The sequence below is a fragment of the Hyphomicrobium sp. genome, assembly GCF_041659645.1.
In the GTDB taxonomy this organism is placed as follows: domain Bacteria; phylum Pseudomonadota; class Alphaproteobacteria; order Rhizobiales; family Hyphomicrobiaceae; genus Hyphomicrobium_B.
On record NZ_JBAZXX010000002.1, the window covers coordinates 338,703 to 365,597 of the forward strand.

At 60.6% G+C, this 26,895-nt stretch carries 23 protein-coding genes, 2 tRNA genes and 1 pseudogene; 13 read left to right on the forward strand and 13 right to left on the reverse strand.

Annotation, left to right across the window (positions count from 1 at the left end; all coding sequences use genetic code 11):
• Nucleotides 1-61: 61 nt before the first annotated feature.
• Together WC811_RS06665 and tig are read right to left on the reverse strand one after the other, a co-directional pair.
• On the reverse strand, nt 62-715 hold the full coding sequence (locus WC811_RS06665) for an ATP-dependent Clp protease proteolytic subunit (protein ID WP_372642278.1): 654 nt from the start codon (nt 713-715) through the stop codon (nt 62-64).
• 101 nt (nt 716-816) lie between these two features.
• Nucleotides 817-2,175: a trigger factor gene (gene tig, locus WC811_RS06670; RefSeq protein WP_372642281.1), complete on the reverse strand. Its 1,359-nt coding sequence runs from the start codon at nt 2,173-2,175 to the stop codon at nt 817-819.
• 498 nt (nt 2,176-2,673) lie between these two features.
• On the opposite strand from tig, the gene fdnG reads away from it, so the two are divergent.
• Genes fdnG through fdhE form a run of 4 tightly spaced genes read left to right on the forward strand, consistent with a single transcriptional unit; the run spans nt 2,674 to nt 8,308 of the window.
• The gene (gene fdnG, locus WC811_RS06675; RefSeq protein ID WP_372642283.1) at nt 2,674-5,745 is read left to right on the forward strand and encodes a formate dehydrogenase-N subunit alpha; all 3,072 of its coding nucleotides are present in this window, start codon (nt 2,674-2,676) and stop codon (nt 5,743-5,745) included.
• Nucleotides 5,746-5,755: 10 nt separating this feature from the next.
• Complete coding sequence (gene fdxH / locus WC811_RS06680) at nt 5,756-6,700, forward strand: formate dehydrogenase subunit beta (protein ID WP_372642285.1); 945 nt, start codon at nt 5,756-5,758, stop codon at nt 6,698-6,700.
• On the forward strand, nt 6,697-7,368 hold the full coding sequence (locus WC811_RS06685) for a formate dehydrogenase subunit gamma (RefSeq protein ID WP_372642287.1): 672 nt from the start codon (nt 6,697-6,699) through the stop codon (nt 7,366-7,368). Before fdxH ends, WC811_RS06685 begins: the two co-directional genes overlap by 4 nt.
• A 10-nt stretch (nt 7,369-7,378) precedes the next feature.
• Nucleotides 7,379-8,308, forward strand: coding sequence for a formate dehydrogenase accessory protein FdhE (gene fdhE / locus WC811_RS06690; protein WP_372642289.1), 930 nt, complete (start codon nt 7,379-7,381; stop codon nt 8,306-8,308).
• Here fdhE and WC811_RS06695 read toward each other — a convergent pair.
• The gene (locus tag WC811_RS06695; RefSeq protein ID WP_372642291.1) at nt 8,305-9,369 is read right to left on the reverse strand and encodes a permease; all 1,065 of its coding nucleotides are present in this window, start codon (nt 9,367-9,369) and stop codon (nt 8,305-8,307) included. The genes fdhE and WC811_RS06695 overlap by 4 nt on opposite strands.
• Nucleotides 9,370-9,507: 138 nt before the next feature.
• On the opposite strand from WC811_RS06695, the gene selD reads away from it, so the two are divergent.
• On the forward strand, nt 9,508-10,554 hold the full coding sequence (gene selD / locus WC811_RS06700) for a selenide, water dikinase SelD (RefSeq protein WP_372642293.1): 1,047 nt from the start codon (nt 9,508-9,510) through the stop codon (nt 10,552-10,554).
• 55 nt (nt 10,555-10,609) lie between these two features.
• On the opposite strand, the gene WC811_RS06705 is transcribed toward selD, so the two are convergent.
• The 9 genes and pseudogenes from WC811_RS06705 to WC811_RS06745 all read right to left on the reverse strand — a co-directional run bounded on the left by WC811_RS06705 (nt 10,610) and on the right by WC811_RS06745 (nt 19,417).
• Nucleotides 10,610-10,705: transfer RNA gene (locus WC811_RS06705), tRNA-Sec, on the reverse strand.
• 117 nt (nt 10,706-10,822) lie between these two features.
• Nucleotides 10,823-12,655: pseudogene (selB, locus tag WC811_RS06710) on the reverse strand (selenocysteine-specific translation elongation factor); the annotation flags it as partial.
• 32 nt (nt 12,656-12,687) lie between these two features.
• Nucleotides 12,688-14,097: an L-seryl-tRNA(Sec) selenium transferase gene (selA, locus tag WC811_RS06715; RefSeq protein ID WP_372642295.1), complete on the reverse strand. Its 1,410-nt coding sequence runs from the start codon at nt 14,095-14,097 to the stop codon at nt 12,688-12,690.
• Nucleotides 14,098-14,214: 117 nt separating this feature from the next.
• Nucleotides 14,215-14,541: a hypothetical protein gene (locus WC811_RS06720; protein ID WP_372642297.1), complete on the reverse strand. Its 327-nt coding sequence runs from the start codon at nt 14,539-14,541 to the stop codon at nt 14,215-14,217.
• A 98-nt stretch (nt 14,542-14,639) separates the two neighbouring features.
• On the reverse strand, nt 14,640-15,668 hold the full coding sequence (locus WC811_RS06725; protein WP_372642299.1) for a lysylphosphatidylglycerol synthase domain-containing protein: 1,029 nt from the start codon (nt 15,666-15,668) through the stop codon (nt 14,640-14,642).
• A 2-nt stretch (nt 15,669-15,670) separates the two neighbouring features.
• Nucleotides 15,671-16,879 carry a bacteriohopanetetrol glucosamine biosynthesis glycosyltransferase HpnI gene (gene hpnI / locus WC811_RS06730; protein ID WP_372642301.1) on the reverse strand — a complete coding sequence of 403 codons (1,209 nt, stop codon included), beginning with the start codon at nt 16,877-16,879 and terminating at the stop codon, nt 15,671-15,673.
• A 95-nt stretch (nt 16,880-16,974) separates the two neighbouring features.
• Entirely contained in the window at nt 16,975-17,823 is an 849-nt protein-coding gene (hpnK, locus tag WC811_RS06735) for a hopanoid biosynthesis-associated protein HpnK (RefSeq protein WP_372642303.1), read from the reverse strand.
• 24 nt (nt 17,824-17,847) lie between these two features.
• Nucleotides 17,848-19,149, reverse strand: coding sequence for an NAD(P)/FAD-dependent oxidoreductase (locus WC811_RS06740; protein ID WP_372642305.1), 1,302 nt, complete (start codon nt 19,147-19,149; stop codon nt 17,848-17,850).
• A gap of 183 nt (nt 19,150-19,332) precedes the next feature.
• Nucleotides 19,333-19,417: transfer RNA gene (locus WC811_RS06745), tRNA-Leu, on the reverse strand.
• 277 nt (nt 19,418-19,694) lie between these two features.
• On the opposite strand from WC811_RS06745, the gene sseA reads away from it, so the two are divergent.
• Nucleotides 19,695-20,558: a 3-mercaptopyruvate sulfurtransferase gene (gene sseA, locus WC811_RS06750; RefSeq protein WP_372642307.1), complete on the forward strand. Its 864-nt coding sequence runs from the start codon at nt 19,695-19,697 to the stop codon at nt 20,556-20,558.
• 66 nt (nt 20,559-20,624) lie between these two features.
• On the opposite strand, the gene WC811_RS06755 is transcribed toward sseA, so the two are convergent.
• Nucleotides 20,625-21,167, reverse strand: a complete 543-nt coding sequence (locus WC811_RS06755) for a glutathione peroxidase (protein ID WP_372642309.1) — start codon at nt 21,165-21,167, stop codon at nt 20,625-20,627.
• A 241-nt stretch (nt 21,168-21,408) separates the two neighbouring features.
• Between WC811_RS06755 and WC811_RS06760 the strand changes: the two genes are divergently transcribed.
• From WC811_RS06760 to WC811_RS06790, 7 genes are all read left to right on the forward strand, one after another.
• Entirely contained in the window at nt 21,409-21,687 is a 279-nt protein-coding gene (locus WC811_RS06760; RefSeq protein ID WP_372642311.1) for a hypothetical protein, read from the forward strand.
• Nucleotides 21,688-21,950: 263 nt separating this feature from the next.
• Nucleotides 21,951-23,033, forward strand: coding sequence for an HlyD family secretion protein (locus WC811_RS06765; RefSeq protein WP_372642313.1), 1,083 nt, complete (start codon nt 21,951-21,953; stop codon nt 23,031-23,033).
• 346 nt (nt 23,034-23,379) lie between these two features.
• On the forward strand, nt 23,380-23,598 hold the full coding sequence (locus WC811_RS06770; RefSeq protein ID WP_372642315.1) for a hypothetical protein: 219 nt from the start codon (nt 23,380-23,382) through the stop codon (nt 23,596-23,598).
• Between the two features lie 23 nt (nt 23,599-23,621).
• Complete coding sequence (locus tag WC811_RS06775) at nt 23,622-24,044, forward strand: hypothetical protein (protein ID WP_372642317.1); 423 nt, start codon at nt 23,622-23,624, stop codon at nt 24,042-24,044.
• Nucleotides 24,045-24,252: 208 nt separating this feature from the next.
• Nucleotides 24,253-24,789, forward strand: coding sequence for a hypothetical protein (locus tag WC811_RS06780; protein ID WP_372642319.1), 537 nt, complete (start codon nt 24,253-24,255; stop codon nt 24,787-24,789).
• A 108-nt stretch (nt 24,790-24,897) separates the two neighbouring features.
• Entirely contained in the window at nt 24,898-26,112 is a 1,215-nt protein-coding gene (locus WC811_RS06785; protein WP_372642321.1) for an ABC transporter permease, read from the forward strand.
• A 22-nt stretch (nt 26,113-26,134) separates the two neighbouring features.
• Nucleotides 26,135-26,875 (forward strand): ABC transporter ATP-binding protein, encoded by a 741-nt coding sequence (locus WC811_RS06790; protein ID WP_372642323.1) that lies wholly within the window; start codon nt 26,135-26,137, stop codon nt 26,873-26,875.
• Nucleotides 26,876-26,895: the final 20 nt, after the last annotated feature.

Consider the following 26,895-nt stretch of genomic DNA (forward strand, 5'->3'; position numbering starts at 1 on the left):
GGGCGGCAATTCGCCCGCTCCATTTCTCGTAGTATAACCATCTCAGCGTTGCATGCGCCGCTTATTCGATCGATTTGCCGGTTTCGAAGACGCCGGCATCCACTTCGTCGCGGTCCTGGAGAACCTTGTCGATAAGTCCGAAATCGCGCGCCTGTTCGGCGGTCATGAAATAGTCGCGGTCGAGCGTCTTATCAATCATCTCGTAGGTCTGACCTGTGTGCTTGACATAGGTCTCGTTGAGACGGCGCTTCATCTTGATGATGTCCTCGGCGTGGCGCTCGATGTCGGAGGCCTGTCCCGAGAATCCGCCCGACGGCTGATGCACCATGACGCGAGCGTTCGGGAGCGCGTAACGCAATCCCTTGGCGCCAGCACAAAGCAGCAACGAACCCATCGAGGCAGCCTGACCGATGCACAACGTGGCGACGGGCGGTTTCACGAACTGCATCGTGTCGTAGATCGCCATGCCCGCCGTGACGACACCGCCCGGCGAGTTGATGTACATCGAGATCTCTTTTTTCGGATTCTCGGACTCGAGGAACAAAAGCTGCATGCAGATCGATGCCGCCATGTGATCTTCCACGGGGCCGGTCACGAAGATGATGCGTTCCTTCAGGAGGCGCGACGGCAGATCGTAGCCACGCTCACCGCGCGTCGTCTGCTCAACGACCATCGGCCAGAAGGTGTTCGTCAACGTGTTGATCGGATCGCGCATCGCCGTTGTCTTTCCTCATTGCGGCGGGCAGGCCCTTCGGCCGCACCAGCCAGACTCGCACGCATTCAGTGTCGTTATTCAGCTTAAGCCGCCAATGCGGCTTAGCGCTCCGTCACCTCTTCGACGGCCTTCAACAGCTCATCGCGCGTGACCTTCTTTTCGGTAGGCTTGGCTTCATCGATCACGTAATCGATGACCTTGTCCTCGAAGATCGGAGCGCGAAGCTCGGCAATCGCGCCTGGGGTCTTCTCGTAATATTCGTAGACCTGCTTCTCCTGACCGGGATAGCGGCGAGCCTGTTCGACCAGAGCCCGGCGCAACTCTTCCTGGGAAACCTGCAGATTGTTCTTCTCGCCGATCTCGCCGATCACGAGGCCAAGACGTACCCGGCGCTCGGCAATCTTCCGGTACTCGGCGCGGGCCTCGTCCTCGGTCTTGCCTTCATCGGCGAACGTCTTGTTCGTGGCTTTGAGATTGTTCTCCAACTGGGTCCATATATTGTTGAATTCGAAATCAACAAGAGAGGCCGGCAGCTCGAACGTGTGTGCCGCATCGATGGCATCGAGAAGTTCGCGCTTCAGCTTCTGCCGTGACGCTTGATCGTACTCGCGTTTGATCTGCTCGGAGATAAAGCCGCGAAGCTGCTCGAGGCTTTCGGCGCCGACGCCCTTGGCGAAATCTTCGTCGACAGCCGGTGTCCGGGGTTTTGAAACCCCCTTTACCTTCACGTCGAAGTCCGCCGTTTTGCCAGCCAACGCTGCGACAGGATATTCGGCCGGGAACGTGGCGCTGACGACTTTCTCGTCGCCCGCCTTCATGCCCGTCACACCTTCCTCGAAGCCCGGAATGAACTGCTTCTTACCGATCGTCAGGCTCTGCCCTTCGGCGGCGCCACCCTCGAACGCTTCGCCATCAATCTTGCCGAGGAAATCGAGTGTCACGAGGTCGCCCTCGCTTGCCGCCCGGCCCTCTTCGATGTCGTAAGCGGTGTTGCGCTCGGCGAGGTTTGCGAGCGCTTTATCGAGCGCGGCGTCGTCGACGTCGGCCACGAGCTTTTCGAGCTTCAACGACTTGAGATCGGCCAGCGGAATCGGCGGCAGAACCTCGAACGACATGTTGTAAGCGAGGTCGCTTTCCCCACTCGCGATCTTATCGAACAACTCTTCGTTGAAATCGACGAGTTCGACCTTGGGCTGCTGCGCCGGGCGTTCGTTGCGATCCTTGATGGCCTGCGCGCTCGTATCGTTGAGCGTCTGCTCCATCACTTCCTGCATCAGCGACTTGCCGTACAGCTTCTTCAGGTGCGCAACCGGAACCTTGCCGCGGCGGAACCCCTTGATCTGCACGCGGTCCTTGAGCTCGTCGAGGCGAGACGCAAAACGCTCGCTCAGTTCCGCTTGCCCGACGACCACCTGCAGCGTGCGCTTCAATCCTTCTCGTGCCGTTTCCGTAACTTGCATCGTCCGTGTCCTGATTGGAGGTCGAAACGCGCGATCAGACCTCGCCGACCAATTATTTAGGGAGCCGCCCGCGGGTCCACAAAGCGCTAACACCGCCGGCTGCCGCAACACTCGTGCGGACGGAAGTTTAGCCCCCACAGATATTGCTTTGAATTTGCTACGTTTTTAAACCGCCGCGGGCCACGGACGCTTGGCCATTCCCTGAGGGGAAATACCAGCATCACGCGCCTGGAAGCCTATGCCGTGGCTTAAACAGCCTTTCACGGCGAATGGCAATACGCTGTCGCACCACCTTCAAAATTGGCCACGTGCTCGAGAATATCGAACCGGGCCCGGCATCGCGCGTTGTCTTTCGTAAATGCACGATTATTTCCGCGCGGCTATTCGTAAGCTCTTGAAAGACTGCGACCAATTCCTCCCGGCGTGATCATGGGGGCTATACGGCAGCCATCTGGAACTGTTAAAAGTTGCGCATGCGGAATGGACGGAGCTTCCAGGATGAATCTGACTCGTAGAGGCTTCATAAAGCTCAGCGGCGCGACCCTCGCGACGTCAAGCCTGGGCGCCCTCGGATTTGGTGGATGCGGCGAAGCGGTCGCGGAATCCGTAAGACCCTTCAAGCTCACGCACGCAAAGGAAACGCGGAATACCTGTACCTACTGCTCGGTCGCCTGCGGCATTCTGATCTATACCCTCGGAGACGGCGCCAAGAACGCCACCTCGGACATTATCCACATCGAAGGCGATCCGGATCATCCCGTGAACCGCGGAACGCTCTGCCCCAAGGGCTCGGCGCTTCTCGACATCGTCCATGCGCCGACACGTCTGGTGGCACCGAAGTATCGCAAGCCGGGCGGCACCGAGTTCGAGGAAGTCTCCTGGGATTGGGCACTGGATCGCATCGCGCGTCTGATGAAAGACGACCGCGACAAGAATTTCATCGCCAAGAACGCCGAAGGCACGACCGTCAACCGATGGATCTCGACTGGCATGCTCGCGGCCTCGGCCTCATCGAGCGAAACGTCGTACCTGACTTGGAAAGTCGCCCGTTCATTCGGAATGTTGGTCTTCGATAACCAAGCACGTGTCTGACACGGACCGACGGTGGCCAGTCTGGCTCCAACATTCGGTCGCGGCGCAATGACCAACACTTGGCAGGATATCAAGAATGCCAATCTGGTCATCGTTATGGGCGGAAACGCCGCCGAAGCGCATCCGTGCGGCTTCAAGTGGGTCATCGAAGCGAAAATCGAAAACGCGGCGAAGCTCATCGTCGTCGATCCGCGCTTTACCCGCACGGCGTCGGTCGCCGATTACTACGCGCCGATACGTCCCGGCTCCGACATCGCGTTCCTGTCGGGCGTGATCCGGTATCTGCTCGAAAAAGATCAGATCCAGCACGAGTATGTGCGCGCTTACACCAACGCCAGTCTGATCGTCAAAGACGGCTATGGCTTCGAGGACGGTCTCTTCAGCGGCTACGATCACGAGAAGGGCCAGTACGACAAATCGAGCTGGGACTACGAACTCGACGAGCAGGGCTTCGCAAAGGTCGACGATACGTGGGAGAATCCGCGTTGCGTCATGAATCTTTTGAAGACGCATGTCTCGCGTTACACGCCCGAGATGGTGTCGCGCATCACCGGAACGCCGCAGGACAAGTTCCTGCACATCTGCGAAATGATCGCGGAAACTGCCGCGCCGGACAAGGCGATGACGAGCCTCTTCGCGCTCGGCTGGACTCAGCATTCCGTTGGATCGCAGAATATCCGGACGATGGCGATGGTCCAGCTTTTGCTCGGCAATATCGGCATCGCAGGGGGCGGCATGAATGCGCTGCGCGGCCACTCCAACATCCAGGGGCTGACGGACGTCGGGCTTCTGTCGAACCTCATGCCTGGCTACATGACGCTCGCGGCCGATCACGAGGTGACGTTCGACGACTACATGAAGACGCGGCTGTTCAAGCCGTTGCGTCCCGGTCAGACCAGCTACTGGCAGAACTACAAGAAGTTCTTTGTAAGCTTCCAGAAGTCGATCTACGGCGATGCCGCAACGGCCGAAAACAATTGGGCCTATGATTGGCTGCCGAAGCTCGACATTCCGCTCTACGACGTCATCAAGGCCTTCGAGATGATGAACCAGGGCGAGATGACCGGCTATATCTGCCAAGGATTCAATCCGCAGCAGGCGTTTCCGGATCGCGGCAAAATCCGTCGCGGTCTTTCGAAGCTCAAGTTTCTCGTCACGATGGATCCGCTCGACACGGAAACGTCGCGGTTCTGGGAGGACTTCGGACCTCAGAACCCGGCTGTTTCCGCTGATATCCAGACGGAAGTCTTCCAGCTGCCGACGACCTGCTTTGCCGAAGAGAACGGCTCGCTCGTCAACTCGGCGCGTTGGCTACAATGGCATTGGAAGGCCGCCGAGCCTCCGGGCGATGCGAAATCGGACATTTGGATCATGTCCGGCATCTTCCACAGGATGCGCGAACTCTATCGCAAGGAGGGCGGCGCTTTCCCCGATCCGATTCTCAATCTGACGTGGAAATACACCGACCCGACCGATCCCGACCCGGAAGAACTGGCGAAGGACATGAACGGGCGGGCGCGCACCGACCTCAAGGACGCTACCGGCGCCGTCGTCACCAAGGCGGGAATGTTGCTCGACGGATTTGGCCAGCTTCGCGACGACGGTACGACGGAATCCGGCTGCTGGATCTTTTCCGGGTGCTGGACCGAGAAGGGCAACCAAATGGCGCGGCGCGACGCGTCCGATCCGCGTGAGCAAGGCATTGCACCGAACTGGGCGTGGGCGTGGCCCGCAAACAGGCGCATTCTCTACAATCGCGCCAGCGCCGACGTCGCGGGCAACCCATGGAACCCAGCGAAGCCGGTCATCCAATGGAACGGCACGAAGTGGGTCGGCATCGACGTTCCCGATTACGGTCCGACCGTGAAGCCGTCGGACTCGGTCGGTCCCTTCATCATGAACGCTGAAGGCGTCGGGCGATTGTTCGCGCGTGACCAGATGGTCGAAGGACCATTCCCCGAGCATTACGAGCCGCTCGAGTCTCCGGCCATCAACGTGCTCCATCCCAAAGTGCAATCGAATCCGGCAGTCCGCGTGTTTGCCGATGACCGAGCCGATTTCGGCAAGCCGTCGGAATTTCCGTACGTCGCGACGACCTACCGCCTGACGGAGCATTTTCACTTTTGGACCAAACACGCGCGCATCAATTCGATCCTGCAACCGCAAGAGTTCGTCGAGATAGGTGAAGTTCTCGCGCACGAAAAAGGGATTGCGCAGAATAGCTGGGTTCGCGTGGCATCCAAGCGCGGCTTCGTCGTCTGCAAGGCTTACGTGACGAAGCGGATCAAGCCGCTGATAGTGGACGGCAACCCGACCCACGTCATCGGCGTGCCGCTACACTGGGGCTTCACGGGCCAAGCGAAGAAGGGCTACGGCGCCAATACGCTGACCCCGTCCGTCGGTGACGCCAATACCCAGACGCCGGAATTCAAGGCGTTCCTGGTCAATGTCGAAAGTGTCAACGGACCGCTGGTCTGAGGGAGAAGACATGTCCAACCTTCAGTCACAGGACTACATCCGGATTTCGGCGACGACGACGACGCCCCCGTCGGCGCGGAACTTCGAAGATCAGGTCGCCAAGCTCATCGATGTGACGCGTTGCATCGGCTGCAAGGCGTGCCAGGCGGCGTGCATGGAGTGGAACAACTTGCGCGATGAGGTCGGCGAGTTCCATGGGACCTACGACAATCCTCTGGACCTCGATCCGCACACGTGGACGGTGATGAAGTTCACGGAATACGAAGACGATAAAGGCGATCTCGAATGGCTGATCCGCAAAGACGGCTGCATGCACTGCGAGGATCCGGGTTGTCTCAAGGCGTGTCCGGCTCCCGGCGCGATCGTGCAGTACGCCAACGGCATCGTCGATTTCATTAGCGAGAACTGCATCGGCTGCGGCTATTGCGTGAAGGGCTGTCCGTTCGACATTCCGCGCATCAGTGAGGTCGATCACAAGTCTTACAAGTGCACGCTCTGTTCCGACCGCGTTGCCGTTAGCCTCGAGCCCGCATGCGTCAAAGCCTGCCCAACCGGTGCGATCATGTTCGGCTCGAAGAAGGACATGACCGATTGGGCCGGCGACCGCATCGTCGATCTTAAGTCGCGCGGCTTCGAGAACGCGGGCCTCTACGATCCGCCGGGCGTGCAGGGCACGCACGTGATGTACGTGCTGCATCACGCCGACAAGCCGCAGATCTATGCCGGGTTGCCGGAAAATCCCAAGATCAGCGCGACGGTCGAATTCTGGAAAGGCCTCATCAAGCCCGTGGCACTGGCTGGTATCGCCGCCGCCGCGATCTCGGGCTTCCTGCACTGGGTCATCGCCGGTCCGAATGAGGTGCAGCCTGAAGACGAGGAAGAAGCCAAGCGCGTGCTGAAAGAAAACAACTTTCCAGAGGACGAAGGCCCTCATCGAGCGGAGCATCAAACATGAGTCGCCCGTATGGAACATTGACGCGCAACGCGACGGTAACCCGTCTCAATCATTGGCTCACGGCGGCCTGCTTCGTTCTCCTGATGCTGTCAGGTCTGTCGATGTTCGATCCGCTGCTGTTCTGGCTTTCGAGTCTGTTTGGCGGCGGAGAGTGGACACGCACGATCCATCCGTGGATCGGTGTCGTCCTGCTCATCAGTTACAGCGGACTGATCATCCAGTTCTGGCGAGATAACCTCTGGACCAAGGCCGATATTGCCTGGCTGATGGCGATCGACAAAGTGCTCGTCAACAAGGAAGAAGGCGTTCCGGAGGTCGCGCGCTTCAACGCCGGGCAAAAGTTCGTCTTCTGGTCGATGGCGCTTCTCGTTCCGGCGCTGTTCTTTACGGGTCTCGTGATCTGGGAATATTATTTCGGCACCTATACCTCGATCCCGACGCAACGAGCCGCGCTTCTCATTCACTCGCTGGGCGCAATCGCCGCGATCATTATCTGGATCGTGCATGTCTACGCCGCCATTTGGGTTCGCGGGTCGATGCGCGCCATGACCCAAGGGTACGTCACGCCGGGCTGGGCTTGGCGGCACCATCGCAAATGGTTCCGCTCTTTGGCAACGACGGGTTCGACTGGTCCGAAGCCGAACGTCGATCGGCATACGCACAAGTGAGGATTGTCTCGTGAAGCAGGGCGGCGCAGCGCCAACCGGAAAATGGGTTGGTAGTCCGCAAGGGGGCGTCGCCGCGCCCGAGCCGCTGCTGCTGCCCGATCCGGCCACGCGATTTTCCGGCACGGCTGGCCGTCTCCGGGCGCTTGCCAGCGGGCACCCAATGGCCGAGTGGCTCGGCTTCATGTCGCGTCTCTCGGAGGCGCAGCATAGGGCCGCGACAACGCTTCCGCCCATGCCCGCCATCGAGCCTTCGTTGATCGAGCAATCGGTCGCGGCGCGCATTCCTCCCATCGCGGCGGATGGGCATCATCGGAATTCAGCGTGGCGTGATGGTTTGTCGGTGCTGTTCGACGAACTCAGTGAAGCGGATATTCCCGCGCCCGCCGCAGCCATCATCGCGGACATGCGCGGATATTCGGTCGAGACGATCGAGGATCTGGCGGACAGCTTCCTACGCGGCTCGATGAGTGCGGATGAAGCCGGTCCCGCGCTCTATGTTGCAGCAGCTTTGCAAGTCTATTTCACGCGCCTTGCAGGCAGGCTCGACGCCTCCACGCTGCGATTGCTTCTCCAGCGCGGACTGTGCCCGTGTTGTGGATCATCGCCGGTTTCCGGGGTGATAACGGCGTCTGGCCGAACGCCCGGCACGCGGTATCTCTATTGCTCTCTCTGCTCGACGGCCTGGACCCACGTACGCGCCGTCTGCATCACATGCGAGAGTTCGGGCGGCCTTTCGCTCAAGGGCGTCGAAGGCGGATCCAGCGCCGTCCAGGCCGAGACCTGCGACGACTGCCAAACCTACGCGAAGATGCTGTATCAGACCAAGGACACCAAGGTCGATCCCTACGCCGACGACCTTGCCTCGCTTGGCCTCGACATCATGGTCGCCGAGGCCGGATGGGCGCGCCACGCGCCCAATCCGCTGCTTCTCGTCGGCTAAATCAGAGCGACCGCGAGCAGGCCGCCCACGATCCCGAAAACGACGACACCAGCCGCCACGAACAGAAGCGTCTGCAGCCGGAACGATCCGCCGACCATCGCGAGCGACGGGAGGCTAACGGGCGGCAGTGTCATCAGCAGCGCGCCGGCCGGGCCGACGCCCATGCCGAGCGCAAGCATGGCCTGGATGATCGGCACTTCGCCAGCTGTCGGAATGACGAACAGCATACCGGCAACGGCGAAGGCGACGATCCACCAGATCTCGTTGCCGACAGCCGGTCCGATTTCCGGGAAGAGCCACGCGCGGGCGGCCCCAAGCAGCAAAACCAGAACGATGTATTCGGGGATGAGGCGCAGGGCCATGCGCGTGAAGATCTCGATCCAGCGGACGAAAGCGTTCGAAGCATTCGAACTGTCGGCGTTCGATTTGGCCGTCAGCTCCGCGATCTTTGCTTCTGCGGCTTCGGCTTCCTTCGGCGTGACCATGAGGTTGACGAGATAACCGAGGCCGAACACCATCAGGATGCCGAGGACGACGCGCAGTCCGACCCAATTCCAGCCGAGAACGAAGCCCATGAAAATGAGTGTCGCCGGATTGAGGACCGTGTTGCCGAGCCAAAACGCGATTGCCGCACCGGGCGACGCCTCGCGCGCACGTAGGCCGACGACGACAGGCGCCGCACAGCAGGTACACATCATGCTCGGAACCGAAAGTAAGCCCGCCGTAGCGACGCTGCCGAAACCCGTTCGGCCCAACATGCGCGCGATCCAATCGGCGGGAAGCAGCGCCTGGACAGCCGAGCCCAGCAAAAGACCCAAGACCATCGCCTGCCAAATCGCCTTGCCGTAAGCGAGCGCGTAATTCAGTGCTGCATCCCAGGACGGTGCAGGAGGCGCGGCCGCGGTTCCCATCAGAATGGAATTGCCGATCGAATGGTTGGCGGCGGCGACGAACGATTTATTGTAGTAGGGAAACCACTTCACGTAGAAGAGGCCCACGATCAGAATTGCCAGGAATACAATCCACCGCAGCGTCATGTCGGCTTGGCGCGTGGCGTTCATTACCTTCTCCGAAAGCTATGCGTTTCGGGAAACCTGCCGTCGCAACGGTCAGCGTGTCCACCTATATCTTCATATGATGGTCTGCCTTTTTCGCGCAGGCTCTTTTTTCAAACTCCGCTTCGAGACAAGGCAAGAGACATGTCGGGCCCTACAATTCGCTTGACTGAATTAGCGCATGGCGGCGGCTGCGGCTGCAAACTTGCTCCGTCGGTGCTTCAGGAACTTCTCTCCAAACAACCGGCTGCTGGTCCGTTCGCGGGGCTTCTCGTTGGTACGGAGACCGGCGACGACGCCGCCGTATGGCAAATCGATGACGCGCAATGCATTGTCGCGACCACGGATTTTTTCATGCCGATGGTCGATGATCCGCGCGATTTCGGCCGGATCGCCGCGGCGAATGCGATCTCGGACGTGTACGCCATGGGCGGAAAGCCGATCATGGCGCTGGCCATTCTTGGCATTCCGCTGGGCAAGCTTCCCGTGGAATCCGTTCGCGCGATTCTGGAAGGCGGCGCGTCCGTTTGCGCGGAGGCCGGCATCCCCATCGCTGGCGGGCATTCCATCGACGCGCCGGAGCCGATCTATGGACTTGCCGTGATCGGGCTCGCCAAGCCTCAGAACGTGCGACGGAACGCGGGAGCCAAGGCGGGCGACGAGCTCATCCTCACGAAGGGCATCGGCGTCGGCGTTTATTCGGCGGCATTCAAGAAGCAGGAACTTTCGAATGAGGCCTATGCCGAGATGATGGCGTCGACGACGCTGCTCAATCGCATCGGACAGACACTCGGCGAAAACAGTGCCGTCCACGCCATTACGGACGTGACCGGCTTCGGCGTTCTGGGTCACGCGCTTGAAGTCGCACGCGGCAGCGGCGTGAGTATCGACGTTTCTTACGATCAGATTCCACTGCTCTCACGCGCGGCGGCTCTGGCGAAAGCCGGATACGTGACGGGCGCGTCAGGGCGCAATTGGGAGAGCTACGGACACGACGTCATTTTAGCGGATAACCTTCCGCCATGGCAGAAAGCCTTGCTAACCGACCCACAGACGTCGGGCGGACTTCTCGTTGCCTGCGCGGCGGACGAGGCCGAGAGCATTCGCGGCCAGATCGAAAGCGCCGGGTATCCGATGGCGCGCATCATCGGGTCGGTGACTTCTGGGCGGCCGCAGGTCCGTATCGTCTGAGAGACGACGGCCGAGATGGGGGCGGCTAGGACGAGCGTTTCTTCTTCGCGAGAGGTGGCGGAGGAGAATGGGAGTCGAACCCACCAAGGACAGGCTCGCTGCCCCACTCGGATTTGAAGTCCGAACGCCCCACCGGGGACGATTCTCCTCCATCGGCCAACGCGGACGGATGCACGAGGCTTCCGAACAAGTCCAGTCGATGTTCGTTCATGCGGCGCAGATCGCCCTTGCGGAGAGTCACGCCGTTGCGGTCGAGAAATTCGAGAATTTGAATCGCGACTTTACGGCCGTTATCGAGTCGGTCGCGGAAGTCGGCGGCGTTGAACCAACCGCCTTTCGCCGTCGTCGCCACGTCGGCGGCAATGGCGACCATCTCCGATACCGTCTTGCGCAGGAAGAAATGATCGTTGGCCACTTCGTCCGCGCGGCCGAGGCGGCTCGCGAGCTTCATGAGCCTACGTACATCGCGCTCAGGGCTTTTCGTCGAGGCCGCGATGTCGCGCACGCGGGGCGGCCGGTATCGTTCCGCGCCGCCAAGTCTATGCGCGATGATTTTCCAAGCGTCTTCGTCCCTCGGCGATAATCGCACCTGATGCGAGGCTAATCGAACGAAGGCGCCGTCGAGCGCGATCTCGCCCTTCTCCGCGATCTTATGGAGCGCGGCCGTGAACACCGGCTTGGCGAGGCGCGGTTCAAGCAAGAGACGAAGCTGCTCGCGACCAATGCCTTGGAGATCGGGATTATCGGCATGAAATTGGGTGACGCGCTCGATGAGGCTCGCGACGAAAGATCGCCAGCGATCGGATGAAATCGCCGCTTGTGCGCCGTTCGCTTCGATCACGGTGAGATCGAGATCTGAAGCGAGTCGTTCGGTTTGGGCATCCGACAGGGCGCGGTCACGCGCGAAGGCCGCAAGATCGGCCGTGAAGGGCGGCGCGTCGAGCAACGCGGCGAATGCGCGATCAGGCTCGTCGAGCGCCAGCGCGGCGCGTTGCGCACGTCTCTCGGGCGTTCGCCGCTTGCGGGCGGGCGCTCTCAGATCGATGAATTTTCCGCCGCCGATCGTGCGTTGCGCCGAGACGTCGCGAATGACGAAGCGATCCGTCGCGGCGGCCGCAATCGGCGCGTCAAGAACGAGTTGCACGTCGGCCGTTGCGCCGGGCTCAAGGGCTTTATCGTCCAGGAGAACGACACGCGCGCCGACCTCGGCCGAGGCGTGGTGAAGACGCACCGGAAACCATTGCCCGATCTGTTTCGGCTCTGTCGGCAAAACGCGCAGCACTGCGTCGATACGATCTGTCGGCATGTGCAGCGCGGGACTGAGGACAATGTCGCCCCGGCTGATGGCATCCTTCGAAATGCCCGGACCGGCGAGATTAAGAGCGCATCTGTCGCCTGCCCAACCGATCTCCGACGGCCGGTTCTGAGCGTGGATCGACCGTACGCGCGCCGATAGTCCAGACGGGCTGATCTGAACCTGCGCGCCGACGCCGACGAAGCCCGAGAGAACAGTTCCCGTTACGACGACGCCGACGCCAGATAGCGTGAAGACGCGATCGACGGCGAGGCGGAACCGGCCTTCGGACGAGCGCGCGGGACTCTCATCGGCGGCGGCGATGAGACGGCTGCGCAATTCATCGATGCCGTGCCCTGTTACGGCCGAAAGTGGCATGATGTCGACGTCGGCAAGCGCCGTTCCCGCGGTTGCTACTTTGATTTCGGCAGTGACTTCGGCCAAGCGCCCGGGGCTCGCAAGATCGGCCTTCGTAACGACGATCAGCCCCGACTTGACGCCCAGGAGATCGAGGATGGCGAGATGCTCGACCGTCTGCGGCTTGATGCCGTCGTCGGCCGCGACGACCAGAAGGGCGAGATCGATGCCGCTGGCGCCCGCGAACATCGTATGCACGAAGCGTTCGTGGCCTGGCACATCGATGAAGCCTATAATGCGACCATTCGCCGTCGGCATATAGGCGAAGCCGAGATCGATCGTGATCCCGCGCGCCTTCTCTTCCTTCAGCCGATCACCGTCGACACCGGTCAAGGCTTTGACCAGCGCCGTCTTGCCGTGATCGATGTGGCCGGCGGTGCCGATGATCATTTGCTTTATCGGCTGCGTTTGTCCGGCTTACATTAGGCCGGGAGACTGAAATTGAGGGTCGCTAGGACAGATAGAAACGCGGCTTCGTCGGTCAAGCATCTGAGATCAAGAATTATCGCCCCGTCCTCTATGCGGCCAATAACGGGCCGCGAGAGAGCACGTAAAGCGGCTGCGAGACGTTCGAGGGCGGCGCCGCCGGAGTTCGAGCGAATGGCGAGGCCGCAGCTTTCGATGGTGTCGAGCGGCAGAGCGCCTGAACCGATTTGGCTTCGGCATTCGCGAAGCTCGACCGTGAAGCCCGATCCGACAGCCGACTGAACGCGCGGCAGAATGCGCAGCGCCTGGGCTTCGATCTCCGCACGCGTTCGCGCGAGCAGGCGCAACGTCGGCAAGCGTTCCGCAAGGCGGTCGGGATCGCGATAGAGCTTCAGAGTCGCTTCGATCGCGGCGAGGCGGATCTTGTCGACGCGCAGCGCGCGCTTCATCGGATTGCGGTTGATGGCTTCGATCAACGCGCGCTTGCCGACGATGAAGCCCGCCTGCGGGCCACCGAGGAGCTTATCGCCGGAGAAGGTCACGATGCCCGCTCCTTCCGCCACGGCTTCGCGGACGGTCGGTTCGCGCTGCATTCCGAAGGCTGCGAGGTCGATCAGAGAACCGGAGCCGAGGTCGTTTATCAGCGGGACCTTGGCGGCGGCGGCGATTTCGGCAAGCTCTGAGGCTTCGACCTCCTTGGTGAAACCCAGAATGCGAAAATTCGAGGTGTGGACTTTCAGGATGACGCCGGTCTCGGCGGTGAGGGCTGCTCGATAGTCTTTCGCGTGCGTGCGGTTCGTCGTACCGACCTCGACGAGCTTTGCGCCGGCGCGGGCCATGATGTCCGGCATGCGAAAGGCGCCGCCGATCTCGATCAGCTCGCCGCGCGAGACGATGGCTTCGCGGCCCCCCGCAAGCGTGTTGAGCGCGAGGAGGACCGCGGCCGCGTTGTTGTTGACCACGGTCGCGTCTTCGGCGCCCGTCAACTCAAGCAGCAGATCGCGAATATGATCGTCGCGTTCGCCGCGCTTGCCGGTTGCGATGTCGAATTCGAGCGACACGGGATCGCGCATGGCCTCGACGGCGGCTTCGATTGCGGCTTCGGCAATAAGCGCACGCCCGAGGTTGGTGTGAAGCACCGTGCCGGTCAAATTGAAGAGCGGACGCAGTGTCGAGCGGTCATTCGCGGCGAGGCGAGCAAGAGCAAAAGCGACGATCTGTTCCGTCGTCGGGATCGTGGAGGTTCCAGCTTTGAGCGTCGCGCGCGTTTCCGCAAGGACTGCACGGATCGCATCGGTCGTTACCACACGGCCGAAGCGCTGCGAAAGCGACGTGGCGACACCGCTATTGAGCACGGCATCGACCGAGGGAAGATCGCGAAGAAGAGCGGCCTTTGAAAGTTCCAATCGATCCTCGGGGCTAGCTATCGAGCGCTGTCGATCATGCTAGCGACTTTCGATAAGATCGAAAGGGATCGCGAAACGAAAAACCGCACACGATCTTAACGATCCCCTGCTCGGCGCTTAAAAGTCAACCGTCAACCCGCGGCCGATGTTGATCTGGAAGATGGAATAAAGCTCCTCGCAGGCGGGATGGACCCTGTAATCGGAACCGACGAAGCGGCAGACTTCCTCAGCATCTGCGGGGTGCGCGAGCAACGCTTCTGCGGTGGTATGCATGCCCACCTCGCGGGCGACACGGGCGATTTGATCGGCGCGGCAATAAGGCGTCGAGACCCATGCGCCCCTCACGAACTGGAAATTGCCGTCGCAGCGCGGCGTGCGCTTGGCCTCGGCGGAGGGCGCCGCAACGGTCAGGGCAAGCAGGCACGCGAGGGCTAAACGTTTCATGGCGGCATCCGGGCTGCGATTTTGCGGTTAGGTTAACTCGATACGGCGTTCGCATGAAGGTTTGATGTTGCCGCGCGACGACGGAAGGCGTCCGATCGTTACTTCTGGGACTCAGCAAGCCGTCCCTTCCAGAAGCGTTTGCCCTCCGCGAAATGCCACGCAAGGAGGCCCGGCGCTCCGGCGATAACCTCTTTGGCTCGCTTAAGCAGCGACAGCGCGAGCGCGACGTCGGGGCCGAGGCCGAACAACGCGCCAACGACAATATAGCCGCCCTCCTGTACGCCTGCCGCCCAGGGAACGACGAACGCCGCGGTCCGCAACGCGAAGACAAGGCTTTCAAGAGAGAGCACGTCGCCAGCCGAGAGTTGGTTTCCCATGAAATACAATGCCAGCCACGTTTCGGCGGCGCCTGCGAGCCAACCCAGGAGGTGCAATCCGGCAGAAGCTGCGACCTCGCGCTTTTCGCGATAAATGTTTTGGATTGCGGTGTGGATGCTGCCGGAGTCCAACTGCCCTTCCCAAGCGCGCGTAAGGCCGAGCTTCTCGGGTAGCGTTTCCAGAAAAAGGAACAGACCGTTCCTCTGGGCGATCAGAAATCCGACAACTGCGACTGTCGCGATCAAAAGACCGCCCGCTGCCCACCAAGCCGCAGGCTCATCCGGATGGTAAGCGAAGAGAAGCACCAATCCAATGAAGGTGTAGATCAACTGGCTCAATAACTCGGTCGTCATGTCGACGATCGTCGTCGCGGCGGCGACGTCGAGCTTTACGCCGCTCTTGACAAGTTCTCGCGCGCTGGCCGCTTCGCCGGCTCCGGGAATCGCCAGCAGGTTTCCGACGCAGTCACGGATCCAGCGCGCCCATAGGAACAACATGATGCGATTTTGCGGGTATTTCTCGACGAGGAGAACACGCCAGCTCCAGGCGCAGAGCAGCAGCGAGACGAGATAGGCGCACAGGATCGCGGCCATGCCGCTCCACCCTGCCGTCGCGAGCGCGTCCCAGACCTCGGAAATGCCGAAATAGATGACGAGGCAGATCGCAAGAAGGATGCCGCAGGTCGCGGCGATGAACAGCGCTGTCCGCGGACTGATCTTGATGCGCGATGAAATGTCTTCGGCGTTCATCATCATTTCTCTCCGAGCGTCGTGGCGAGACGCTCGTGGCTGGCGGCTCCGATGTTTCGGCCGTCAGCGATAAGCTTGCGAAATGCCTCGTAGGTGAAGATGTTTCTACCCCATTTTACCCTGTTGCCGAAAAGGCCGAACGCCCAAGCGAAAAAGCACACGCATTCGCGGATCTGGACGAGCCATGGCTGGGCGGGTGTATTCATCTTGAAGGTACGCCGAACCTGATAATGCAGCGCGATCCGCAGGACGATCTCAGCCGCAATGATTGCCAGTCCGATGATGGTCGGCCACGGCAATAGCAGCGCGAGGATCAGCGGCAACGGCCATGTGATCACCGACATGAAGTGATCGCTCGGGCGGCAGAACCGTTCCATTCGCTGCCACAGAATCTCGTGGCGGAAGAGTTCAGAGAAGCTTTTCTCGGCGACGATGGTATCGCAGCAGTAGGGCGAGAGTTCCACCTTGTAGCCGCGCTGCGCGACAAGGTTGCCGAGCGCGAAATCATCGGGGAAGAAATGCGAGAGGTGATCGAAGCCGCCGAACGAGTCGAGCGCTTCGCGGCGTACGCTCGCCATCGCAAACACGAAATCGATGCCGCGCAGGCCGACGTCGACGAGAACGGACGGGGCGAACCAATCGCTGATGTTCATCGCGCCGAAATCGGCGGCGGCGGCGCCACCGTAGGGAAGCCCCTTATAGATCGACGCGACCGCGCCGACTTTCGGATCGACGAAGGGGGCCGCGAGCGAGGCGATGCAATTGCGGTCGACTTTCAGATCGGCGTCCGCGACGAGCAGGATGTCGTAGCGCGCGGCCTTGTAGATGTTGGCTAGGTTCGACGCCCTCGGATTGGGGCCAGCAAGACTTGCATCGACGACGAGCCGCAGATCGCGATCCGGGAATTCAGCGATCAGCCGTTTCACGACCGCGACGGAAGGATCGTTTTCGGAATGTGCGCCGAAGATGATCTCGTATTGGGGCCAGTCCTGATCGCAGAAGGTGCGGAGGCAATCGTAAAGAAAGGGCTGAGCGCCATGCACCGGTTTCAAAACCGAGACCGGCGGCCTGAACCCTTGCGGCGCCTGAACGGGACGCTCACGGAACCGCCAGGTGAAGTAGAGTGCGAGCACGAGATAGGCCAGTGCCGCAAGACCCAGGAGGATACCGGCGATAACGAAAGGATTGAGAACCACAATCGGCAAGTGCATTCGGCAGGCGTCTCCAAAGCGAAAGTCGAGGCGGCCACGGGCTGGCCGCGATTAGGCAGGATCGGCGTAGCACAAATGCGGCGGCTTTCGACCCCTCAGGACGCGAATGCAGCTTTGAACGTGAGCGGGTGCAGCCCAAGTGCCGCAACTTTGGCCCGGACGGTTGGACTTATCAGGCCGCGGTATTCCTCAAATGAGGGATAAGATTGGGGCCGCCCATCGCCGCCCATCGCCGGATGGGCATAAAGCTCGGTGATTCCTTCCGGCAGATGGTCGAGATACGCAAGAATGCGCGCTTCCGTCATGCCGCCGGTGTCAGTCACGCCGAAGACGTGGTCGTTCAGCGACAATCCTGCCGATTTCAGCTTGTTGCGCATGCGGTGCGTCAATCCGGCATAGAATGCCCAATTGAAGAAGCGCCGGATGGGTTTGTCACCTCCCGCTTGCAACGACGGCCCGAACGGTTCGACAGGGAAGCGAACCGGCGGAGAGCCGAATCTCGGCGCGAGCTTGGCGATCGCGTCCGTCACCACCGGATGCATGTGGAAATGATGGTGGCCGTTAACATGATCCATCATGAGGCCGGTCGTTTCGAAACGCTCGAACTGAGCCGTGATCTCGGCTTCCGCTTGGCGGCGCATCTCGGGCGAGAAGAAAAGTTTGAAGCCGAAAAGCTCGGGGTTGTTCGAGAAACTCCCGTCCGGACCGACGAGATCCGGAATTTTTTCGGGGGGCAAAACAGGGCGGCTATCGACCAAATGTATGTGGAGGCCGACGCCAAGAGCAGGCAGCCCACGGGCGCGATCCACTGCATCGGCGAAGGCTTCGCCGCCGGTCATCAAACTCGTCGCCGACAGGATGCCGTTCTTGTGCGAGGCTTCAATGGCCTCGTTGACGGGCACCGTCATTCCAAAATCGTCGGCGGTCACGATCAGAGATTTCAAACGCTGATCTCCCTCAGAACTGGCTCAGAGCTGGGCTTCGACCGTCGTCAGCGCCGAGCTGATTGAGTCTTCCATGCCTACGTAGTCCCATAGCCCATAGCGGCCGATTGGGTGAATTCCGAACGCGTTGAGCCGCGCCAGGATTTCGTCCACAAGTCGATCGCGCTCGGGTGTGTGGTGAACGTAGGCGCAGCGAATAACGTGGGTGACGGCGCAAATGATGTCCTCGCTTTTGACCCACCCCAGCGCTTCGAGCGCGGCGACGACATCTCGCTGCGTCTTGCTGATGATATCGACTCTAGCGATACTCTCGCCCGGAACGCCGACCTCGACATAGACCGCGCTCATGCCCGGCGAAGACATCGCGGCGCTGATATTGGAATAGCAGCCGAAACGGTAGAACGGAATGTCGCGATCGGGAACGTAGACCCAGTGCGCGTCTTTCAGTTCGCTCGGCAATTTTCCGCGCACACCGAAGTTGAAGCTGATCGTCGAGCTGTGGCTCAGCTTCGCGGCGGCGTTTGTGAGCTGCGTGTCTCGCGTCAGCATGCACAGCGCTTTGAGGGGAATGCTCGGAAACATCCTTTCCCATTCGACGCTCCTTCCAGAGCTCGTCGTGACGATGCGGCGATCGAGATCGATGGCTGCGATTTCTTCCGTCGTGGCAACGCTTTTGAGTCCATGCGCGAGACCGCGCGTCAGAACATCAATGCTACCACGCTTGGGATACCAGAACGTCGTGTTGTATTCGGCAAACCGCTCACCGGTGTTGGCGAAGCCGGCTCGAATGCGGTCTTCATCGGGCAGCGGAAAGAAGCGCTTCACGGCGCCGATGGACAGACGGTCGAGAGGCGTCGCCATCGTCTTTTCGTTCTGTGGGATCAGGAAGCGGTCGGCGACGGACTGGCCGAAGCCCGAGACGATGAAATCGCGGAAGCCGGTGACGTCGCCTTCGACCTTCGGACGCTCGTCGTAAGATTTCTCGCACTCGGCGCGGAGGTCCTCGGGCAGTTCGCCCAGATGGTATTGGATCGGCGCCGTAATCAGGTGGCCACCCGCGAAGAAGTACGACTTGCGCTCGACCGTCTCCCAGTCGTCGTCGTTCAAATGGGCAAAAGGCACTTGCGCGGGCGACGGATAGCGGCGGAGGTGCAGAAAGTGGCCGGTGTAATCGAAGCAGAAATCCTCGACCTGCGTCGTCCGCGTCAAACCGCCGACGGCGGGGCAGCGTTCGAGAAGGAGGTAATCGCGACCATTGGCCTGCAAGCACTGAGCTGCGGCCAATCCTGATATTCCGCCCCCGGCGACGAGCCATTTTGGAGACATCACCCGTCCATTTTCGAGCTTGTGGGGCCGAGATCGGCGCCGCGACGAATCATGAGAAAAAGCTTCGCTTTGCGTGCCTGACCGACCCTTTAGAGGCGCCTTAAGAAATTCGCAAGGACCGCAGCCTGCGGCCCAGCGTTCATCCGATAACCCTCATGCTTTCAGGATGTTATCTCAAAGGACTGGTGCGGGCGGAGGGATTTGAACCCCCACGACTTTCGCCGCTGGAACCTAAATCCAGTGCGTCTACCAGTTCCGCCACGCCCGCATTCGTCGACGAGATCGCTTCTGCGCGATTTCGCTTTTCCGACCAGCCCCGACAAGCGTGCGGCACCGCCGCGGCCCAACGAGGAGCGCGTGTCATACTGAAAAGTCCGGTCGAAAACAACGCGTAAACGAACGCCGGGACGGCGATGCCTCGCGTCGGGTTCGCAAACCGGGTTGCGGGCGGAATTTGGGCGCTCGAACTTGCGAGGCGGGCAAGTTTTGCCTATGTGCTCTGAGCCCGTATCAAAGCCTTGTCCGATTAACCTGTGGGAATTTCCTTGCCTGATACCGCCAAGAACTGGATCGTCGAGACGGATTGGCTCGCCGACCACCTTTCCTCGCCAGATTTGATCATCCTCGATGGCAGTTGGCATCTGCCGACCGAGCAACGGGATGCGAAAAAGGAATATCTCGCCGAGCATATTCCCGGCGCGCTGTTTTTCGATATCGACGATTTCTCCGATGAGAAGTCTTCCCTGCCCCATATGCTACCATCGACGGTGAAATTCGCGTCGCGGATGAAGAAAATGGGCATCGGCGACGGCGCCCGCATCGTCGTCTACGACACGACCGGCATCTTCTCGGCGGCGCGGGTGTGGTGGACGTTCCGGGCGATGGGGCATCGGGACGTGGCGGTGCTGAACGGCGGCCTGCGCAAGTGGAAGGCGGAAGGACGGCCGCTGGAAGACGGGTCTCCTCCGAAGCGGTCGGAGCGGCATTATTCACCGCTGCAGAACACGGAGATCCTGCGCGATCTCGAAGACATGAAAGCTCTTCTCAAGAAGAATGGCGTGCAGATCGTCGATGCCCGCCCGGCCGCGCGCTTCGAAGGCAAGGCCGCGGAGCCACGTCCCGGCCTTAGGAAGGGACATATCCCGGGCTCGAAAAGCCTGCCGTCGCAAATGCTTCTCAATCCGGACGGCACCTATAAATCTCCGGACGAGATCAACAAGCTTTTTGCCGACATCGGCGTCGACGTGACGAAGCCTGTCGTTACGACCTGCGGATCCGGGGTGACCGCGTCGATGCTGGCACTGGCTCTTGCCGTGGTTGGCCAGACCAATGCCGCCGTCTACGACGGAAGCTGGGCGGAGTGGGGACAGGAGAACGGGCTTCCCATCGAGACGGGACCGGCGCGGTAAGACCAAGAACGCAAAAGGCGCGCGCAACGCCGCGCGCCTTGGTCGATATACTGGGCGAGTCCGAGCCTAAGCTGCGGCCGGAGCCGCCTCCGCCAGCGTCTTCTCGATCCACGAAATCATCTCGGGCGAGGTCGGCGATAATTTCGTCGTGAACGACCTAACAAGCTGGCCGTCCCGGCCGACGAGATACTTGTGGAAATTCCATGTCGGTACGCCGGTCGGCCCCATGGCGTCCGCAGCCCATTTGTAAAATGGATGGGCATTCTCGCCCACGACAGGGTGCTTGGACGCCAGTGGGAACGTCACCCCGAAGACGCCTTGGCAGAACGTCTGGATCTCGCCGTCGGGCGAAGGTTCCTGCTCGCCAAAATCGTTCGATGGCACCGCGATAACCACAAGACCGTCTCGCTCGTAGCGCCGCCAAATCTCTTCCAGCCCGGCATATTGCTTCGTGAAGCCGCACAGCGAGGCTGAATTGACGATCAGCAGCGGCTGCCCGCGCCAGTCCGAGAGTTTCATTGGCGCGCCGTCAATGCTCTTAAACTCGAAGTCGTAGGCCGAACCTGCAACCGGATTGCTGGGCGCCGTGCTTTTGTCCGCAGTCAGCATGGAGAAGATATTTACGCTTTTATTCCAGAGCTTTCGCAACTTTCACCTCATGCCCGTTCCAGTCGCATTCGCGACGACGTTTATAGCGGATTGTTATATAGTAATCTTGGGCTTGGCATGTTCAAGATCGAAAGCTCGGCATGCATGTTCCTGCCGGAACAGCGCCCGGCAACGCCAACGTCCAGATTACCCTCCATCGAATGACACGAGCGCGAACGCTCATTCAAAGGAGGACTTCAACATGACGACATTCAGCAGCACATTTTCGATCGCCGCAGTTTTCGCCCTGGTGGCTGGCGCACTTGCACTTGGCACGTCAGCCGCGAACGCCGGTGGCAGTGCAAAGGAATTCTTCGTGCAGGACTATCAGTTCGCAAAGCCGATGCACGGCTATTCCGGGTACTCGAACAACTACTACTGCGATTATCAGCGTCTGCCGAACCGTAAATGCGTAACGAATGCCAACGGCACCGAGAGCTGCCGGATCGTCGGCTGGACGCTTCGCGAGATGTGCCAGTAAGGCGATTTCAGTACATCGTTCAGAATTGCCCATTGCGGGCTCGATATACAAAAGCTCCGGAACCTCCCGGAGCTTTTTCTTTTTGGCTCGGTTGTTCAGGCGGTTTCGCAAATTCCTCAGTTGTGTGATCGTCATTCTTCATCACAATTCGATCCTGTTCCGACCGAAACAGCGAAGTCCGCTTAAGATCCCTACCGTTGCTCGTGATGTTGGTGCGAGCCTCTGCTCCTGCCGGCGAATGCATCTTTAAGGAGGATAGCGACATGAGCACTGATGACAATTATCAGCCGCGACGGGGCGGCTTTCTGGCGAAAGCCTTTTTTCTTCTCGTTGCCGTCGGGGTCGGTGCCTTTGGCGCCATCGCGATTTCACGCAGCGATCTGCTCGACTCGAAGTCGGGCAACGACGACGTGATCAACGCCGAAGACGCAGCGCCGAAGATCGACTGGGTGGCCGCAGCCCCCGGCCGCATCGAACCGAAGACGGGTCTAGTCCGCATCGGCGCGCAGCTCCTCGGCCGCATCGCCGAAGTGAACGTGAAACTCAACGATAAGGTCGAGGAGGGCGAGCTTCTGATCCGGCTCGACGACGACGAGGCTCGCGCACGGCTGCAAGCCGCTGAAACGGAAGCCGCGTCGCGCAAACGCGAGCGTGATGCGCAGCCTCTCGACAAGGCGCGCGACGATTTACGTACCGCCGAGGACAACGTCTTTTCATCCGAACGGGCGTTGACGAATGCACGGTTCGGACTGGAATTCGAGTTGCAGGCCGAGCGCCAGGGCAACGGCAGCGCTGATCGCGTCGCCGATGCGCGTGTCGACCTCGCAAAATCCAAATCGAAGCTTCAGAAAGCGCGCGCCGCTTACGCAACAGCGCAGTCGAAGGCCGACGTGCCTGCTCCCAACCGTTTGGAATCGGCGCTTCAGGCGGCTCGTTCCGACGTTGCGGTTGCCGAGGCTTTACTGGAGAAAACGCGCATTCGTGCGCCTGTCGCCGGCACCGTTCTGCAGCTGCCCGCGAAGGCCGGCGAGATGGTTTCGCCGTCTCCGGAGCAGTCGCTCGTCGTGCTCGGCGATATGTCGGTCGTGCGTCTTAAGGCCGAGGTCGATGAGATGGACGTCGCGAAGATCAAGGTTGGCGACAAGGTGACGGTGAAGAGCAACGCATATCCCGGCAAGGAATTCGACGGCACCGTTGCCGAGCTTGCGCCGACGCTGACATCTCCACAGTTCTCGCTGCGCGGTGCGCGCCGCCCGACAGATGTCGAAGTGCTGGAGGTCACGGTCGATCTTCAGGGCAATCCGCCGCTCCTCCCCGGCATGAGGGCCGACGCTTTTTTCAAGTGAGGGGGAAGGATATCTCCCCCTCGGGAAAAGCCCGGCGCGTGATGCTGGCATCACAACCCTAAAAGTCTCTGGAAAGATCTGCGGCGGCTCGCTTCCTCCTTAGTGGAGCCGCAGCCGATCCCGAAGGCGGGGAGGATCGTGCCGAACGGGAATGCGGTCCCGAACGGCACGCCTCCCCGCCGACTTTTTTGCGCTCGCGGCTCCGAGGCGCTTGACCTCCCCGGCTCGTTCCCTCGGTCCAAGAAAACAATCCGTTCAACGTCCTGTCTCTCCCGGAACAGCGGAAAGTCCAGGCTTCCTGCATCATCCCAACATCGAACAACACCGATGAAGCGAGGAGAGAAAAATGTACGGAGAAATCAAGAAATTCCGACGCGATCTCGGCGTCGGCATCATTCGCGCGGAAGACGGCCGGAGCTATCGGTTTGAAGGCGGCCAGATCCGCAACCGCCTCGACGACCTCGAAGGCCATGAAGTTCATTTCGAACTTGGGGAGCTGAAGGCGCGCGACATCATCGTGCTTGCGGGCTCACCGTGGGCGGCTTTCGGCAACATCGGCATTTGAACGGCATTCAGGGAGACAGTGCTTTGCACAGCAATCTCAACTTGGCGGATGTGCCGGCGGTCGAGGCAACGGAATTTGGCTTGGTCATGCAGTTTTTGGTCGAGAACGGCCAGGGATTGGCGCTGCTCCGAGGTTTGAACGAGGACGAAATCCGCGTCATCGAGGACCGGATCTGGACCGAGTTCCAAGGTTCGAATCAGGCCCGCCTTGCAGTGGCGCTCCGCTTCCGAGCCGTTCTGGATGTCTTCGCGAGCCGGCGTCTCAAGGCATTGTTTCTCGAACGCGGTTTCCGCCTGCTTGCGGCGATTGCGCGAGAGGCTGCGGTGCGGCCGTTGAACGTCCGGTTTGGGTTCAACCCGCAGCGGCTGTTGCTTGCGCTCGACGCAATGACGGCGATGCCGGCGAACGAGCTTCAGGAAGACATGACGCTGCCGCTCGCCGCTTAATCCTCGTCGTTAGGAAGACTATCCTATGGCTGACGCGGCCGGTCGTTTCGCTTTTAACCCGATGATATGGCTGCAATATTTCCGATATTTAAAAGAGCGAAGTCGTGTTCCGGCAGGAACAGCTTCGGAGGGCGCTCGAAGGCATTGTCACGTCATGGCCGGTGAAGACCGGCGCAAGAAACAAAACAACGACGCCCTGGAGGCTACGATGATCAAGATGACCCTCGCTCTCACTGCTGCGCTGCTGGCTGGCACGACGATGATGACGAGCGCCGCCAATGCCGGCGCGGTTCGCCTGGGCTTCGGCTTCCCGCTCGGGTCGTTCGTCGCGCATTCGAACGAGAATTACGGCGGCGGCGATTATCGCCGCGCCGAGAGGTCACGTTATGTGCGCCGCGACTATCAAGACGACGCTCCAGTTCGCAAAGTCGCCAAGGCGAAGCGACCGGTTCAGACCGAGGTTGCGGAGGCGTCCGTCAAGGAGCCCACGACGCCGGTGGTGAAGACGGTAAAGGCTGACGACAAGCTCACCTCGGATCCGGCGACGACAACCGTGATCGCCAAGACACCCGTCGCATCGACCGAGACGAAAGCCACGGTGAACGCTGACAAGATTGCTTCGGCCGATAAACCCGCAGCCGTGAAAGCGGATGCGGAAACGACAACGGCCGTGCCGGAAACCAAGCACGTCTGCCGCCGCTATTCACCGGCCATCGCCGAGTTGGTCGATGTCCCCTGCGAATAAAGCCTAACGCCAATGCCCAGGGCCAAGACTGGTTTGTGCCCTGGGAAACTTTCAACCCGGACGTTATCGTCGAATATTCGACCAACGCCTCAAGGAGGGGACCAGGTCATGGAAATTGCAGCAACAGCACCGGCGCTTTTGAGCCAGAGGACGGCTCCTTCCCGGCCGCCGCGATCGCGCGGGCGGCATCTGCCGATGGTCGTCAAACTCGCCTATCGCAATCTCTTCCATGACCGGCTGAGCTTTTTCGTCACCATCGTCGGCATCCTGTTCTCGGTGGTGCTGGTCGCCATTCAGTCCGGCATCTACCTCGGTTCGGCGAACAAGATCGCGACCATCATTGACGCGGCACCCGCGGATCTTTGGGTCGTTCCGCTTGGAACGAAAAGTTTAGACGACCCCTCGTTCCTCTCAGGCCGCGAGCGCTACATGGCGCTGTCGGTACCGGGCGTCGCGGATTCGGAAGACATGATCGTATCATTCGCGCGGTGGCGGAAGCCGCTCGGTGGCGAAACCACCGTTCTGCTGATCGGTACAGAAGCCAACAGCCCGAAGGCGTTGCCGACGAACATTATCGCCGGAAGCATCGGCGCGCTCGACGCGCCAAACACCGTTGCGATCGACCGCAGCTATTTCAACGACCTTGGCGTCAGCAAGCTCGACGACCATGCTGAAATCAACGGCACCGCCGTGAAGCTCGTGGCCATTACGAAGCGGGTGCGTTCTTTCACGACGCTACCCTTCGTGTTCACGTCGCTCGACGAGGCCCGCCAGTTATCAGGCGCCAATCAGGAACAGGCTACCTATCAGCGCGTGAGCTTGCTTCCCGGCGCCGACATCGAGACCGTGCGCAAGGATATCGCAACGCGGTTGCCGGATACGGAAGTTTTGACGCAGGCCGAGTTTCGGACCCGCAGCCAGGACTACTGGCTGAAGCAGACAGGTGCCGGTGCGGCGCTCGATGCGGGCAAACTTCTGGGGCTGATCGTCGGCATTGTCATTGTGGCCCAGACTCTTTATTCGAGCACCAAAGACCATATCAACGAGTTCGCGACGTTGCGTGCTCTCGGGGCCGGGGCCGGCTACATCGTCAAGGTGATTCTCATCCAAGCCGTGCTTTCTGGGCTGATCGGCTATGTGCTGGGGATGGCTCTCGCGTTGGCCGCCATTCACTTCGCGCAGGATACCAAACTCACAATCATCATGACGGCGCCACTTGCTGCGCAACTGTTCGCGATAACGATCGGCATGTGCATTTTCGCCGCCATCAGCGCCATCATAAAAGTCGTTCGTATCGATCCGGCCGTCGTGTTCAGCCGCTAACCGAATTCCAGGGAGACTTAACATGACCGAGCCGAGCAACAGCAAAGTCATCGTCGAAGCCGAGGGCATCGTAAAGATGCTCGGGACGGCGCCGAACGAGAACAAAGTTCTGAAAGGCATCGATCTTCAACTCCATACTGGTGAGTTGACGTTGATGATGGGTCCTTCAGGTTCCGGAAAGACGACGCTTCTGTCGGTCCTTGGCTGCATCCTGTCGCCGACACAGGGCAAGCTGTCGATTTCCGGGATGCACACGCAGAACATGAATAAAGAGCAGCTTGCCAAGCTCCGGCGCAAGCACGTCGGCTTCGTGTTCCAGTCCTACAATCTCGTTCCGACCTTATCGGCGGTCGAGAACGTAATGCTGGCGCTCGATCTCCGGGATCTCAATGGGCCCGACGCGCGAGACCAAGCGATCGATGCGCTCGAAGCCGTAGGGCTTAGCCATCGCCTCAACGCCATGCCGTCGAAAATGTCGGGCGGTGAGAAGCAGCGCGTTTCGATTGCACGGGCGCTGGCGGGCTCGCCCTCGGTCATTCTGGCGGACGAGCCGACGGCGGCGCTCGACGCCAAGAACGGCATGGCGGTCATGGAGCTGCTCGCGACCGTTGCCCAGGATACCCGGCGCGCTGTTCTGGCGGTGACCCACGACCACCGGACTTTGCAGTACGCGGATCGTATCATCACCATCGATGATGGCCGCATTGCCGGTTCCGAACGGCCCAAGGTTTCCGGACAAACGGTCGAAATGGCCGCGCATTAGGCCGCACGCGCACTCAGGGC

Bases quoted from the DNA above. Each gene is read 5' to 3' on its own strand.
- WC811_RS06695 (WP_372642291.1), bottom strand. From the start codon at position 9,369: ATGAACGCCACGCGCCAAGCCGACATGACGCTGCGGTGGATTGTATTC.
- WC811_RS06755 (WP_372642309.1), bottom strand. From the start codon at position 21,167: ATGCTGACTGCGGACAAAAGCACGGCGCCCAGCAATCCGGTTGCAGGT.
- WC811_RS06780 (WP_372642319.1), top strand. From the start codon at position 24,253: ATGATCAAGATGACCCTCGCTCTCACTGCTGCGCTGCTGGCTGGCACG.
- WC811_RS06720 (WP_372642297.1), bottom strand. From the start codon at position 14,541: ATGAAACGTTTAGCCCTCGCGTGCCTGCTTGCCCTGACCGTTGCGGCG.
- hpnI (WP_372642301.1), bottom strand. From the start codon at position 16,879: ATGCACTTGCCGATTGTGGTTCTCAATCCTTTCGTTATCGCCGGTATC.
- fdxH (WP_372642285.1), top strand. From the start codon at position 5,756: ATGTCCAACCTTCAGTCACAGGACTACATCCGGATTTCGGCGACGACG.
- WC811_RS06790 (WP_372642323.1), top strand. From the start codon at position 26,135: ATGACCGAGCCGAGCAACAGCAAAGTCATCGTCGAAGCCGAGGGCATC.
- WC811_RS06785 (WP_372642321.1), top strand. From the start codon at position 24,898: ATGGAAATTGCAGCAACAGCACCGGCGCTTTTGAGCCAGAGGACGGCT.
- tig (WP_372642281.1), bottom strand. From the start codon at position 2,175: ATGCAAGTTACGGAAACGGCACGAGAAGGATTGAAGCGCACGCTGCAG.
- WC811_RS06685 (WP_372642287.1), top strand. From the start codon at position 6,697: ATGAGTCGCCCGTATGGAACATTGACGCGCAACGCGACGGTAACCCGT.
- WC811_RS06725 (WP_372642299.1), bottom strand. From the start codon at position 15,668: ATGAACGCCGAAGACATTTCATCGCGCATCAAGATCAGTCCGCGGACA.
- WC811_RS06770 (WP_372642315.1), top strand. From the start codon at position 23,380: ATGTACGGAGAAATCAAGAAATTCCGACGCGATCTCGGCGTCGGCATC.
- WC811_RS06760 (WP_372642311.1), top strand. From the start codon at position 21,409: ATGACGACATTCAGCAGCACATTTTCGATCGCCGCAGTTTTCGCCCTG.
- selD (WP_372642293.1), top strand. From the start codon at position 9,508: ATGTCGGGCCCTACAATTCGCTTGACTGAATTAGCGCATGGCGGCGGC.
- WC811_RS06765 (WP_372642313.1), top strand. From the start codon at position 21,951: ATGAGCACTGATGACAATTATCAGCCGCGACGGGGCGGCTTTCTGGCG.
- WC811_RS06665 (WP_372642278.1), bottom strand. From the start codon at position 715: ATGCGCGATCCGATCAACACGTTGACGAACACCTTCTGGCCGATGGTC.
- WC811_RS06740 (WP_372642305.1), bottom strand. From the start codon at position 19,149: ATGTCTCCAAAATGGCTCGTCGCCGGGGGCGGAATATCAGGATTGGCC.